The sequence below is a fragment of the Shewanella sp. SG41-4 genome, from assembly GCF_014164505.1.
Lineage (GTDB): Bacteria > Pseudomonadota > Gammaproteobacteria > Enterobacterales > Shewanellaceae > Shewanella.
In genome coordinates this window covers 1-13,710 of record NZ_JACJFI010000099.1, presented here as the reverse complement: position 1 = coordinate 13,710, position 13,710 = coordinate 1, and the positions used below count along the sequence as shown (strand labels likewise).

General features: G+C 41.9%; 12 protein-coding genes. 1 reads left to right on the top strand and 11 read right to left on the bottom strand.

Annotated elements, in window-relative coordinates:
• The coding region (locus H5202_RS11090) for a sigma-54 interaction domain-containing protein (protein WP_182772125.1) at positions 1 to 1,086 on the top strand (1,086 nt) is incomplete at its 5' end.
• A 30-nt stretch (positions 1,087 to 1,116) separates the two neighbouring features.
• Here the strand turns inward: H5202_RS11090 and H5202_RS11085 are convergent.
• The 11 genes from H5202_RS11085 to H5202_RS11035 form a co-directional block, all read right to left on the bottom strand.
• The gene (locus H5202_RS11085) at positions 1,117 to 2,769 is read right to left on the bottom strand and encodes a diacylglycerol kinase family protein (protein WP_182772124.1); all 1,653 of its coding nucleotides are present in this window, start codon (positions 2,767 to 2,769) and stop codon (positions 1,117 to 1,119) included.
• Positions 2,770 to 2,984: 215 nt separating this feature from the next.
• The gene (locus H5202_RS11080; protein WP_182772123.1) at positions 2,985 to 3,179 is read right to left on the bottom strand and encodes a hypothetical protein; all 195 of its coding nucleotides are present in this window, start codon (positions 3,177 to 3,179) and stop codon (positions 2,985 to 2,987) included.
• A 79-nt stretch (positions 3,180 to 3,258) separates the two neighbouring features.
• A complete protein-coding gene (locus H5202_RS11075; RefSeq protein WP_011639407.1) occupies positions 3,259 to 3,435 on the bottom strand; it encodes a DUF1328 family protein in 177 nt (58 codons plus the stop codon).
• Positions 3,436 to 3,763: 328 nt separating this feature from the next.
• On the bottom strand, positions 3,764 to 4,981 hold the full coding sequence (gene arsJ, locus H5202_RS11070) for an organoarsenical effux MFS transporter ArsJ (RefSeq protein ID WP_182772122.1): 1,218 nt from the start codon (positions 4,979 to 4,981) through the stop codon (positions 3,764 to 3,766).
• Positions 4,982 to 4,986: 5 nt separating this feature from the next.
• Positions 4,987 to 5,997, bottom strand: a complete 1,011-nt coding sequence (locus tag H5202_RS11065) for an ArsJ-associated glyceraldehyde-3-phosphate dehydrogenase (RefSeq protein ID WP_182772121.1) — start codon at positions 5,995 to 5,997, stop codon at positions 4,987 to 4,989.
• A 61-nt stretch (positions 5,998 to 6,058) separates the two neighbouring features.
• On the bottom strand, positions 6,059 to 6,553 hold the full coding sequence (locus tag H5202_RS11060; protein ID WP_182772120.1) for a phosphatase domain-containing putative toxin: 495 nt from the start codon (positions 6,551 to 6,553) through the stop codon (positions 6,059 to 6,061).
• Between the two features lie 74 nt (positions 6,554 to 6,627).
• Entirely contained in the window at positions 6,628 to 7,647 is a 1,020-nt protein-coding gene (gene arsB, locus H5202_RS11055) for an ACR3 family arsenite efflux transporter (protein ID WP_182772119.1), read from the bottom strand.
• A 61-nt stretch (positions 7,648 to 7,708) separates the two neighbouring features.
• Positions 7,709 to 8,521 carry a metalloregulator ArsR/SmtB family transcription factor gene (locus H5202_RS11050; RefSeq protein ID WP_182772118.1) on the bottom strand — a complete coding sequence of 271 codons (813 nt, stop codon included), beginning with the start codon at positions 8,519 to 8,521 and terminating at the stop codon, positions 7,709 to 7,711.
• 217 nt (positions 8,522 to 8,738) lie between these two features.
• The gene (locus H5202_RS11045; protein WP_182772117.1) at positions 8,739 to 9,602 is read right to left on the bottom strand and encodes an alpha/beta fold hydrolase; all 864 of its coding nucleotides are present in this window, start codon (positions 9,600 to 9,602) and stop codon (positions 8,739 to 8,741) included.
• A 305-nt stretch (positions 9,603 to 9,907) separates the two neighbouring features.
• Entirely contained in the window at positions 9,908 to 11,998 is a 2,091-nt protein-coding gene (locus H5202_RS11040) for a two-component system response regulator (protein ID WP_182772116.1), read from the bottom strand.
• A partial coding sequence (locus tag H5202_RS11035) for an ATP-binding protein (RefSeq protein ID WP_182772115.1) occupies positions 11,998 to 13,710 on the bottom strand: 1,713 nt, incomplete at its 5' end. The genes H5202_RS11035 and H5202_RS11040, both read right to left, overlap by 1 nt.

Sequence of the window (13,710 nt, the reverse complement as noted above, 5' to 3'; positions counted from 1 at the left end):
TCAAAAAGCGCTGGTTATCATTTCCGTCAACCTTACGATGCCGATGTAATCAACGATACCTTAGAAGACTTTGCTCAAGACTTGCTGTCGCAATCGACAAAGCAACAACAGCCGTTTTCTAGTGAACTAGACCAATACGGTTTGTTGGTTGGTTCATCGCGAGCAATGCACAAGTTGTATCGTACTATTCGTAAAGTTGCCGTAACCGAAAGCAATGTGCTTATTGTCGGTGAAAGCGGTGCCGGTAAAGAGCTTGTTGCCAACACCATTCACTTAGCCAGTGACCGAATCAACCAACCCTTTATCGCGATTAACTGTGGTGCATTAAGCCCTGAACTGGTCGACAGCGAACTGATTGGCCATGTAAAAGGCGCTTTCACCGGTGCTCATCGTGATCACCGCGGTGTGTTCGAACAAGCAGAAGGCGGTACCTTATTTCTTGATGAAGTCACCGAAATGCCGCTAGAACATCAAGTAAAATTGTTACGTGTACTCGAAAATAACGAATATCGCTCTGTCGGTTCACAACTGCTTAAAAAAGCTAATGTTCGCATTGTTGCTGCCACTAATCGCGACCCCGCAAAGGCTATTGAAGTAGGCCGTTTTCGCGAAGATTTGTATTTTCGTTTAGCGCATTTCCCTATCCGCGTGCCACCATTACGCGATCGTAGTAATGACATAAGTGGCTTAGCTCAACACTTTTTAGCCTACCGAAATACCGCTGAGAAACTCACTAAAACCTTTTCAGATGATGCGCTTAAACTTATCCAACAACAAAAATGGCCCGGAAATGTCCGCGAATTAAAACACGCAATAGAACGTGCATATATTTTGGCAGAAGATACAATTTTACCTAGCCATATCACTGTCACACCTCTGGAACCATCAACAGAACCGTTAGCTGACAACATACAAATACCTGCTGATATGCGCTTAGATGAGCTTGAAAAAGTGGCTATTTATCAAGCGCTCGATAACTCAATGGGCAATAAAAATGATACTGCCAAACAACTAGGTATTAGTGTTAAAACTCTTTATAACAAACTCAGTAAGTACGAAGATCAAACCGATTCAGACGACCTATAGCGCTATACCTATTCATTAAACGCCCATTCATTAAACGTGTTTTCTCGCTTTTGGCACAAACACATTTAATGACTTGGGTTTGACTTTAATACACAGATCTTCCGACTCAAATAACTCACCATCAATCACATATTGGCACGACGAATCTGTGTTTAAATAGATTTTTTTTGCTTGTTCATGATGAATTCGACTCGCTTGATCACCCTCACGACCTCCTGCTAATCCAGCAAATAGCAACTCAGTCATACTCAATAACTGTTGTGGTGATGTTTCACTCGACTCAATCCAGGTAATATCTAACAAACCATCGCTAATATTGGGTTCGCCATTACCTAGCGCTAACAAGCTGGTAAACGGCGCTGCATTAGCAATCACTAGACTTGTGGTGTTAATCACTTGAATATCACCACCATCGATCTGTACTCTCACCGACAATGGCTGGTTTTCGTCTATCGCCTGCCATAACCCATTAAGGTAGGCCAGTTGCCCTAGCGCATCTTTTTGGTCACGATCGGCCTTTGCTATCATTTTTTGCTCAAAACCCAGCCCTACCAGCAATAACATCAATTCATCATTACAAGTGGCGGTATCAATACGTTGCGAATAACCTTGAATCATAATATCAAGCGCTTGCGACACTGGGAGCAATTTACTGGCAGCACCAAACAACGTATGACTTAATGCGTTAGTGGTTCCCATCGGAATAATGCCTAAGTAAATATCAGTATCAACAATCACCGATGCCACCTCGTTAACCGTACCATCACCACCACAGGCTACAATAATATCTGCGCCCTTTTGTTTAGCTTGTTTGGCTAATTGCGCTGCAGATTTATCTTTGGCGGTATAGCGCACTTCAAGCTGAAAATAGTCCGCCAACGTTTGGGTTATATGCTCTGCTTCATCATGCCACTTACCACCACCAGACACAGGATTAACAATTAACCAGGCGCGTTTGTGAATATTAATTTGATTATGGCTATGCATTTTTTCGATAGCGGCCAACTGCCATTTATTTAATCGTGCCGTTTGGCGAATACTATTAATGGATTTAAGCACCTCATTAACATTACGGTTTTTCTCACGACAGACTAAATAAGCTGCCAATACCAACACCGAACGCCCTCGGCCCAGTGCGCAATGCACTACTACATTTTTGCCATTAGTAACTTGAGTGTGTAACCAATTAATGGCTTGATTTAACTGCGCGACAGTCGGCACGCTGTGATCTAATATTGGAATATTTAAATAGCCGATATCTTCATCAAGTAATGTCCACTCTAATGCGTCAAATTCGGCAGTAACATCCAAAATCGCATCAATTTTTTCATGCTTAAGTCGGTCAATATCGCTCGGAAGCAATCGGCATGCTAAATACAACTGCTTATCTATTTTTTGGATTACGGGCACTTTGTCGTGCTTTCTGGCCCAAGCGTTATACAGCTGGCACCCCATTAAAAAGGGAATAAAACTCCAACTGATATACCAAGGAATACTGCCATCTTGGCTTTTACGGAAAATGCCTGCGCTATTAAACCAATAAGCTGAACTCACCAGCCCCAAAGATAATGCAACCCAAGCAAAAATCACCTTAAGTAACACATAAGGAAGCGCCACACATAAGCACAAAGCCAATAGCGCGCCAACAGTATAGTAATATTTAATATGAATACGGGTTAGCAAGGTGGTCCTCCAGTTGTAAAAAAGCAGCACATGTGTGCTGCTTAGGCTAATACTTATCTTAATAACTATTTGGTCATTCCGTGGCAGTCAGTCAATATTTCGACTCAACGTTACACTGACTTAAAAAGGGACACCCCTAGCTATATCAATGTACTGTTTGCTGAAACCTTAACGACTTTGAACGGACAACATAGTTAATCTGATTTGTATAATGCTTAACAGTCTGTATCTTCTGCTTTCATACCTTCTTTAACATCTTCACAAGCATCTTCAACTGCATTACCGGCATCTTGGATCATTTCATCCACTTTCTCGCCTGCATTTTCAGCTTTGTTATCTGAACATGCAGATAAACCAGCCGTTAAAAACACCATTAAACTTGCCATTGTCAGTAATTTTAATAATTTCATATTCATCTCCTAGATGATGGTTGTAATCGTATAAACTTGTTTAAGTAGTCTCACACCCGGTTAAGATGTGAGGTAAAAACTATGCTCGGGGAGCTTTTCCTCGAATCGCATTGGCTACTAACGAAATCACTAGCAACACAATAAAAATAAAGAAAATAATTTTGGCGATACCTGCTGCTGCACCAGCAATACCAGTAAAACCAAATAGACCCGCTATGACGGCTATCACTAAAAACATTAATGTCCAACCCAACATAAAAACCTCCTTGATGTACGGTTCACGTTGTAATGTGCGTTTAATTTACGATGACGATTGATACAAACATCTTATCTCTATCGTAAAAATTAACGATTCACACCACGACTATGTATTAGTTAATGCCAGCATTGTGCCAACATCAACAAAAAAGTCATAAGACCATGATTTTTAGATACTTTAAACTTAAGGTAAGAAAATCAATAATGAGGAAGCCATAGACCAGCAGGCAATTTTTACCGATGATACGGTAAGAGTTTCAGGCTATCACGATTAGATAATGAAATATCGATAAGTAAACAAAAATGCATCTAGTGGCGGTAATGATTTACCCTTTGAGAGGCAACTTAAGTGAAATTAAGGCTGCCAGAGCGACAAAGCCACTGGATATCCATAAGCAGGCTTCTAAGCCATAGGCTTGATACACCCATCCAGACAATATGGTGCCAATTAACCGCCCCATAGCATTAGCCATATAGTAAAAGCCCACATCCAGTGACACACCATCACGGCCTGCATAGCTAACAATTAAGTAGCTATGCAGTGATGAGTTAATCGCAAACACCGCGCCAAACACTAATAAGCCGATGACGACACTTTCTAGCACATAAAAATCGGCATGTAGTGCGACTGCAATCGCGGCAGGAATGAGTAGTAAATAAGTTGCCCATGTAAATGCAGTTCGGCCGCTCGGCACTTTGCCCTGTCGTTTACCGGTGAAATAAGGTGCAATGGATTGCACCACACCATAACCAATCACCCAGCTAGCCATAAAGCTACCAACCCACCAATGATCCCAGCCAAACGTTGTGGCTAAAAACACCGGTAATGCCACCACAAACCATACATCTCTGGCACCAAACAAAAACATTCGCGCCGCCGACAATAGGTTAATCGCCTGACTTTTAGAAAAAATATCTTTGAATTTGGGTTTGTTTTTCGCTTTGCCTAAATCATCTTTTAAGGTCACTAAACTACATAACCATACAATGCCTAATAACGTGGCCATTAAAATAATGGCGCCTCTAAACCCTAGGCTTGTGAGTAACACACCACCTAAAAAGAATCCCACTCCTTTTAAGGCATTTTTTGAGCCGGTTAACAATGCCACCCATTGGTAAAGCTTACCCTCGGCATCTGCTGGCACCAGCGTTTTAATGGCACTTTTGGCGCTCATTTTATTTAAATCTTTGGCAATTCCCGACAAGGCCTGCGCAGCCATAACATAAACGACAGTCAACATGTCTGCAGGTACGGTAAGCATGGCTAACGCGACTATTTGTAACCCTAAGCCAATGTTCATGGTGTTATTTAAGCCAAGCCTTGCCCCTAGCCAACCACCAACAAGATTCGTTACGACACCAAAAATCTCATAAAACAAAAACAACATCGCAATATTTAACGGGCTGTAACCCAATTGGTGGAAATACAACACCACCAGCATACGCAACGCACCATCGGTTAAGGTAAACGCCCAGTAATTACCGGTGATCAGTAAATACTGTTTTATCGATGGTGGTAAGGTACGCAATGAATCCAGCCCCATAAACATTATTCCTTATCTGCTAAGCCGACTTTACGTGCGAGTTCCGCGGTACGATTGGCATATCCCCACTCGTTGTCATACCACACATAAAGTTTCACTTGGGTGTCGTTCACCACCATAGTCGACAAGGCATCAATAATGCTTGAGCGCGGATCGGTTTTATAATCTACCGACACTAATGGGCGCTCTTCATAGCCCATAATGCCCTTCAGCTCGCTATCAGCGGCTTGCTTCAATAGCTGATTTACTTCTTCAACTGTGGTTCCACGAGCGACTTCAAATACACAATCGGTGAGCGACGCATTGGCTAATGGCACACGTATCGCATGACCATTTAATTTGCCTTTTAGCTCTGGGAAAATATGGGTGATAGCAGTAGCCGAACCAGTGGTAGTTGGAATTAAACTAATGCCACATGCGCGGGCGCGACGTAAGTCTTGATGCGGTGCATCTAAAATGGTTTGGGTATTGGTGATGTCATGAATTGTGGTCATCGAGCCATGCTTAATGCCGATATTCTCATGGATCACTTTTACCACTGGCGCTAAACAGTTGGTAGTACACGATGCTGCGGTCACGATGGGATGGATGGCTTTGTCGTATATATCATCGTTAACGCCCATCACAATATTAAGCACGCCATCTTCTTTTACTGGCGCAGTCACCACAACCCGTTTTACACCTTGATCTAAGTAAGCTTGTAGCAAGGCTTTGGTTTTTATCTTGCCAGAGGCTTCAATCACCACATCGCATTTTGACCAATCAGTGTCTTGGGTAGCGACATTACGGCTGCAAGGAATGGCTTTACCGTTAATTATAATGGCATCTCCGTCATGTGTTGCCTCGTGTTGCCAACGACCATGGACTGAATCAAAGGTCATTAAATGCGCCAGCGTAGCTGCATCGCCAGCAGGATCGTTAATATGCACAATTTCTACATCGTCCCAATCATACGCCGCGCGCATTGATAAACGTCCCATACGGCCGAAACCGTTAATGCCTATTTTTATCGTCATAATGGTGTCCTAAGCTTGTTCTCATTGTTAAGTTATCGTTTCAATGGTTAGTCACTACATGCTAACCATTAAATGCATCAAAATATTCACGCTGAACCGGATGAGCCAGCGCCTTGGGTCGCAAGGCTTGCACGGCATTAATCACTTTATCTTTAGGCCAGCCTAAACTGACTAATATCAGACCAATCACTAATCCCGTGCGGCCCGAACCACCTTTGCAATGCACTGCAATAGTGCCTTGATTATTCAACAATTCAATAATCTGGACTTTATGGGCTAACCACTGAGTTTCAAATCCTTGCCCTGGCGCGGCATCGTCAGCAATGGGCAATTGCACCCAGCTAATGGCCTGTGTGGTACATTCAGCGGGTAAACCCTCCGCTTCATTTCGCACTATTTCATCATCGAACATCAAGGTGATTAGCATTTTTGCACCCGCCGCCTTCAATGTGGCAACTGACGCAGCTAATGCTTCATCTTTGGTACCAGGGCACGGGGTAAAAATCAGCTTGGCGCCATTATCTAACGCTAAAACATCATAAGGATGAGGTTGCATGGTTAACTCCAAAAAGTAACTTCAAAACATTTTCATAAATTGATTCACAAAGCCGAATTAACAAACTGACTTCATTAATGGTTAAACCAATGTTGAGTCCGATTGATAATGGCCACCAGCGATAGCATCACCGGCACTTCAACTAATACCCCGACAACCGTAGCCAACGCGGCTCCTGAGTGCAGCCCAAATAACGATATCGCCACGGCGACAGCTAGCTCGAAAAAGTTAGATGTACCAATTAAACAAGCTGGGGCGGCAATGTTATGGGCTAATTTCAGCCATTTAGCTGCTATGTACGCAATAATAAAAATACCGTACGTTTGAATCACTAGTGGTATGGCAATTAAGCCAATGGTTTGCGGATCTGACACAATCACTTCAGCTTGAAAACCAAACAGCAACACCACAGTGGCCAGTAAACCGATAATCGACCATGGTTTTAAATTGGCCAAAAATGAGTTAACTGCGGATAATCCATGGCGGCGATTAAGCAAGTAACGCGTGGTCACACCGGCTAATAGCGGTAACAACACATACAATAATACCGATATAAGCAAGGTTTCCCATGGCACCTGAATATCGCTTACGCCCAGTAATAATGCAGTAATTGGCGCAAAGGCAAAAATCATAATGACGTCATTAACCGACACTTGTACCAAGGTGTAGTTCGCATCACCTTTGGTTAATTGCGACCACACGAACACCATTGCGGTACATGGTGCTACCCCAAGTAAAATCATCCCTGCGATATATTCTTGTGCAGATGCGGGGTCGACCAAGTCGGCAAACAACACCTTAAAAAACAGCCATCCTAATGCCGCCATGGTAAAGGGTTTAATTAACCAATTGATGACAATGGTTAGCAGTAATCCCTTAGGGTTTTTACCAACATCTTTCATTGCCGAAAAATCAATTTGTACCATCATTGGGTAAATCATCACCCAGATAAATACCGCAACAACCAAGTTAACGTGGGCGATTTCAACGTTAGCGATAACCTGAAACACCTCGGGCTGCCATAAACCTAACAGCACTCCGGCCAACATACTTAAGCCAACCCATACCGATAAAAATCGTTCAAACATTCCCATAGCAAGACTCCAAACAACAGGGGAAACTCAAAATATTAATGAAAACTTTTACAACATCAAACTAACGACAAAAGCTCACTTTATTAGGCCTATTTTGCATAATGTCTAATTGCTGTAATGACGACATAATCAACCCAAGATTGTTTTCAGTGGTTTCTGCTATTACTGATTTGGCCCATAGAGGTAAGTTAGGATTGATGCGATAAAACACCCACTGACCGTGTTTTCTGTCGCTAATAATCGCAGCCTTTTTTAACAAGGCTAAATTGCGCGAGACTTTTGGTTGGCTTTCTTCATTCAGCGCTTCCATCAGCTCGCACACACACAATTCACCGTGGTAATGGGTCAGCATTAAGCTTTTTAGGCGAATGTCATCGGTTAGGCATTTATAAAACGCGATAGGGTCTACTTTGGAGAAGTCAGAAGCGCTCAATGAGGTTTGAATCTCTAGCGGCATTGGCTCTGTAGTCTGTTGCTCTACTAACAAAAACATTGTCAGGCGGTTATTAATGTCACGTAAAGTCGAAAAAAATGGCTGGTCACCGGCACGATTTTTAGGATCAGGAAAGTCCCACGCCAGTTGCTTAGCCGCGCCGGGATAACTACGACACTCATTATTGGCTTTATCACAGAGGGTAATGACGTAATCGAAGTGTTTGCCCGCAAAAGTATGCAGATGTTTAGACACTAAATCGCTAGCATCAATACCAAAACGAGCAATCGCCTCTATTGCCCTGCTATCAATATGCTCGGGTGATGTACCGGCACTAAACACGTCAAATTGGTTTGCAGCTTTATTGCGTAACAACGCCTCGGCCATTTGCGAACGCGCCGAATTGCCAGTACAGAGAAACAACACTGTTTTCTTTTTCATAACGGGTATACAAGACATAAAAACATACGACTAAGTGTATATATGATTATTCATATATACAAGTTGAGATTATAAAAAAACCTACTTCTGGCAAGTAGGTTTAGGAGGAAATCGCATGGACCATACCTTACAGTTTACATAAGCATTGGTGCCAACCATATTTCCCTACCGAGGATACCTTTAACACTTTGGATCTGTGTGATCCGAACAACAAATACTAATGCTTGTCTAACCAATTCAATGCCAATGGCCATAGGGCCTGAGACTTACTGCTAAAAAACTTCATGTGGCCGATTTCTGATAATCCATGCTCACTTGGCGTTAATGTTAAGGTTTGACCATTAAGCTTGGGAAATACCGACATCATGTCTGCTACGTTGGCATGATTAGCAATGTCATCATCTACCGCATTAACCCACAATGACGGCAATGTCAGTTCGTTATAACAATGTTGATACACGGTTTTACCAAAAGCCGTTTTTACATACCCTTGCCCATTACACCATTGCTGCCATTGCTTAGCCACGGCCTTTGGTAATGGCTCACCCATGCCAACCCATTGCGACTTAGTATGACCAAACAAGGTATTACTCAAAGGTATAAAAGCATTCATAAAAAAATGCGCTTGCACCAGATAAGACAACTTCATGTTTCGTAGTTGCCCAGAAGAACAGGCAAAATTGAACATTGAACTGATGTCCATTGCATTGTGCATTAACCCAATCAGTTGACCTCCAGCACTGTGCCCGACCAAGTGATATTGTGTTTGTGGAAATATCACTTTTAAATGTTCCAATACCGCAGGCATGTCTTTTTGGCCCCAACACTGTAACGACGCAGTACTCTGGGCAACTGGCCCTATTAATGATCCACCAATGCCTCGGTTATCAAAGGTAATAACACCATAGCCATTATTGACAAGGTAGTTGGCAAAGTTAGCGTAAAATTGTCTTTTAATGCCTGTAGCGGGCGCCATCATCACGGCACCTTTTACGGTGGTGGTTGGCTCATAAATGGTGGCAGCAAGTTCCATACTATCACTGCATTTTATTGTTATTTGCTTCACATTTTGCAGATTCATTTTTTTAACTACGCTAATTGGAGGAATCATAAATAATGACAAGAAGTACGGATTGATATGCCTTAAAAGTGACTAATATCGACGACAATGACAGCCAAAGACATTTCGCATTACGTCGGTTATGAAAATGACCGTTCTTTAATCGCTTTTTTAAAGCTCGTACTGATGTGAGGTGAGTAAAATGGCGTAATGGGTCATCGACGGCCATTAACCTACACTATTAATCAGTAGGCATTTAGCTATTAGGTATTTAGTTAGTAGGCATTGAAAGGTAAACCCTAAAATGTATGCTGTTACATATCACTTTAAACCCTTTCCGAAGGTAAGGGTTTGCCATACAAGTAACCTTGTAAATTATTGCATCCCATCAACTTAAGTAGATCATGCTGCTCCATGAATTCGACACCCTCAGCTATCGTACTCAGCTCTAAATTAAGTGCTAACTGCACAATTGTGCGAGCGATAGCGGCATCTTTTTGATTGTGCACGATGCCATCTACAAACGATTTATCAATTTTCAATGTATCAATGGGAAAACTTTTCAAATAGTTTAATGAAGAGTAGCCAGTACCAAAATCATCAATGGCTAATTTCACACCTAATTCTTTGAGCTTAAAAAGCAAAGCAACTGCCTCATCAACATTACTGATGATCGCAGACTCAGTAATTTCAAGTTCGAGCAGACTAGGCGGCAAGTCCGTTTCAATCAGTGCATTTTTAACATGGTCAACAATATTGGCATGACTGAATTGCAAAGCTGACAGGTTGACCGCCATACGTTGAAAATGAGGCGATGTGGCATGCAACTGTTTGGCTTTTTTACAGGCCTCAAGCAAAGCCCACTCTCCAATGTGGATAATTAAACCGCTGCTTTCAGCAATTGCGATAAAATCAAAAGGCGACAGTAGCCCTTTTGTTGGGTGGTTCCAGCGTAATAATGCCTCGTATCTAATAACATTGTCATTGGTAGAGTCAATTTGAGGTTGGTAATACAATACAAATTGATCCCCTAATGCTACAGCCTCACGCAGTTCGACTTCAACTTTAAGCCTGTCCATTAACGACTTATGCATTTCATGAGAAAAAAGTTGGTAACCGTTTTTACCGTTATTTTTCACTTCATACATAGCGGTATCAGCATTTTGCAGCAAGATATCTCCCGTTGCGCCATCATCGGGATAAAACGAAATACCGATGCTTGCCGAAATAAATGTGTGCTGGTCCTGAATAAAATAAGGTTTTGAGAGTGAATCTAGCACTCGCTGAGCAATAATTGCGACGTTATCAAATGCTTCTAATTCACATAAAAGCAAAGTAAATTCGTCTCCGCCCAAACGGGCAAGGTGCTCATTTTCATAATCAACTCGGCTGCCCACACTTAACTGATCGGAAATGCGTACAGAACCTTTTATGCGTGTCGCCACTTCACGCAGCAACTCATCGCCCGCTTTATGTCCCAACGTATCGTTAATTCTTTTGAAGTGATCTAAGTCGATGAATAATAATGCTAGCTTTGATGTATGGCGCTTAGCCGAAGAAATTGCAGAGTCTAGTTGTAACAGAAACTTACGTCGGTTCGGTAGATCCGTTAACGTATCGTAAAACGCATAATAAGCGATTTCTTGCTCTGATTTTTTTCGACTTGAAATATCATGTAAAGTGCCATTAATCCGCGGCTCACCAAAATCGAAAGTGATATCAGTTCGGTCATGTAGGGTAATAATCTGACCATTGCCATGTAACACACGATATTCAATATCATAGGGTTGACGATTTTTTAACGCTGTTTTAACGGTTAATTTTAAGAATTCACGGTCATCTGGATGGATGATTTCAAGCAATTTAGAAAAGGTAATCTCGGTCTCTTGAGGCGGCATCCCAAGCATATGATAAACTTCGTCAGAGCAGTCTAACTTATCCGATGTAAAGTCCCACTCCCATGAGCCCAGGTGCGCAATGCTTTGTGCTCTGGCAAGTTTGTTTTTACTCTTAGTTAGCTCTTTGATTGTTTTATTGGCTTTAAGCACATAGTGAATGCGGTGACTGAGCAACGGCCACTTAACCGGCTTAGTCATGAAGTCTGTTGCACCAACATCAAATGCTTTTTGAATGTCTTGGGGTTGATCTAATGCTGTCACCATAATAATGGCGACATTATCCCCTTCAGGTAATGAACGGATCATTGAACAGCATTCAAAGCCATCCATGTTGTCCATCGACACATCAAGCAAAATTAAATCTGGAGAATGCTCAGTAAATAACAATACCGCCTCTTCACCACTGCTAGCTTCAATAATATGGCCAACAGACTCGTTTAAGGCTCGACGCATCAACATTCGAATGACAGGGTCATCATCAACGATCAATACAACATCCTGAAGTGTATTTAATGACATTAGACAAGCCTCTCTAACTTTAGCAATATTGCCTCTTTAGTTTGTACAAATACTGGCAATAATGTGTCTGAGAGATGATTGGCATCACTCAATTTACCACTACGTGCAAACCACTCAATTTGACTCGCTAATGTCTGAATTTTTATCGCCCCAACATTGGCAGAGCTGGACTTTAGTGAGTGTGCTGATTTAAAAACATAATCGGCATCCTTGTCTACTAATCCTTTAATTATGTTATTAATTATCTCTGGTGCATTTTCTAAATACAAATCCACAATGCTGTTCACTAGCTCACTTGAGTCATCTGGTGAAATTTGCTGAATGTCGTCAAGAGGCCCATCAACAAACACTACTGACTCTTCGTCTTGAACGTCCTCGATCACTTTAACAGGGCTCGCGGGTTCGAATACCCATTGATTTAAGCACTCTGATAAGTTTTGGCGGGTAAACGGTTTTAACAACGTATCTTTGGCGCCAGCATTACGGAACAGTCTTTTAACATTAGGTTGAATATCCGCTGTCAGCGCGATGATAGGGGTATTATAATTAATGCAATCTTTGCCTAACTCAGTGATGGCTTTAGTGGCAACAATGCCGTCAGCGACCGGCATATGGTAATCCATAAAGATGAGGTCAAACTTTTTCTCGCTAGCTTTAATAATCGCTTCTTGGCCATTATTTACAATTTCACATTGATGCCCCAAAGATGCTAATAGGCTTTTTACCACCAGCTGATTCACCACGTTATCTTCTGCTACTAACACACTAGCGGGTCGGTACACTGCATCAACATAATTATCAGGTGCAATCTCTTCGGTAGCTAAAGATATCGAGTTATCTTGTGGCACAAGGGGAATACTAAACCAAAAACAACTGCCTTCATTTAGGGTACTTTCAACGCCATAACGACCATTCATTAACACCACTAACTGTTGGCAAATAGCCAAACCAAGTCCGGTTCCGCCAAACTCACGGGTAATAGTATTATCGGCTTGCATAAAGGGAGTAAAAATACTCTCTAACTTAGAAGGCGCAATACCAATACCGGTATCTTTAACGGTAAACGTGATATAGGTATCCGAAGCTTCAATGTGCTCACTCACCGTTACTGAAATAGCACCTTTGCGGGTAAATTTGATGGCATTTGAAACAAAATTATTAATCATTTGTCGAACTCTGACAGAGTCGCCCAAGTAATTTTCGTGGTTCAATGGCGATATTAACACATCAAAATCAAGCCCCTTTTTTTCTGCCGATACTTTATGTGAATGACAAATTGAGGTGACAAGATCAGGTAAATTAAATGCTTTGATGTCTAAATCCATTTTATTAGCATCGGCTTTCGAGAAATCCAACACTTCATTCAACAATACCAATAAAGTTTGTGCCGACTCATTGATCATCTGAACCGTATTGGACACCTCTTTATTTAATGTAAAAGAAGTCAGTAAATCAGAAAAACCAATAATGCCATTGAGTGGCGTTCTAATTTCATGGCTCATTACCGCTAAAAACTCAGATTTGGCCTGACTGGCTTTTTTGGCAATGTCGAGGGTTTGCTGCAATTCAAACGTGCGCTCAGAAACTCGATTTTCTAATTCTTGGTTAATGGTTTGTAATTTTTTGCCTCGCGCATCGACCTCTCCAATCATCACATTAAAGCTGTGCGCCAGCTGAGAAAACTCATCATTAGACTTAAGGTTTACTCGCTG

Coding starts and splice junctions, on each gene's coding strand:
- arsB (WP_182772119.1), bottom strand. CDS start 7,647: ATGGGAATGTTTGAACGATTTTTATCGGTATGGGTTGGCTTAAGTATG.
- H5202_RS11040 (WP_182772116.1), bottom strand. CDS start 11,998: ATGTCATTAAATACACTTCAGGATGTTGTATTGATCGTTGATGATGAC.
- H5202_RS11080 (WP_182772123.1), bottom strand. CDS start 3,179: ATGAAATTATTAAAATTACTGACAATGGCAAGTTTAATGGTGTTTTTA.
- H5202_RS11065 (WP_182772121.1), bottom strand. CDS start 5,997: ATGACGATAAAAATAGGCATTAACGGTTTCGGCCGTATGGGACGTTTA.
- arsJ (WP_182772122.1), bottom strand. CDS start 4,981: ATGGGGCTGGATTCATTGCGTACCTTACCACCATCGATAAAACAGTAT.
- H5202_RS11060 (WP_182772120.1), bottom strand. CDS start 6,553: ATGCAACCTCATCCTTATGATGTTTTAGCGTTAGATAATGGCGCCAAG.
- H5202_RS11075 (WP_011639407.1), bottom strand. CDS start 3,435: ATGTTGGGTTGGACATTAATGTTTTTAGTGATAGCCGTCATAGCGGGT.
- H5202_RS11045 (WP_182772117.1), bottom strand. CDS start 9,602: ATGAATCTGCAAAATGTGAAGCAAATAACAATAAAATGCAGTGATAGT.
- H5202_RS11050 (WP_182772118.1), bottom strand. CDS start 8,521: ATGAAAAAGAAAACAGTGTTGTTTCTCTGTACTGGCAATTCGGCGCGT.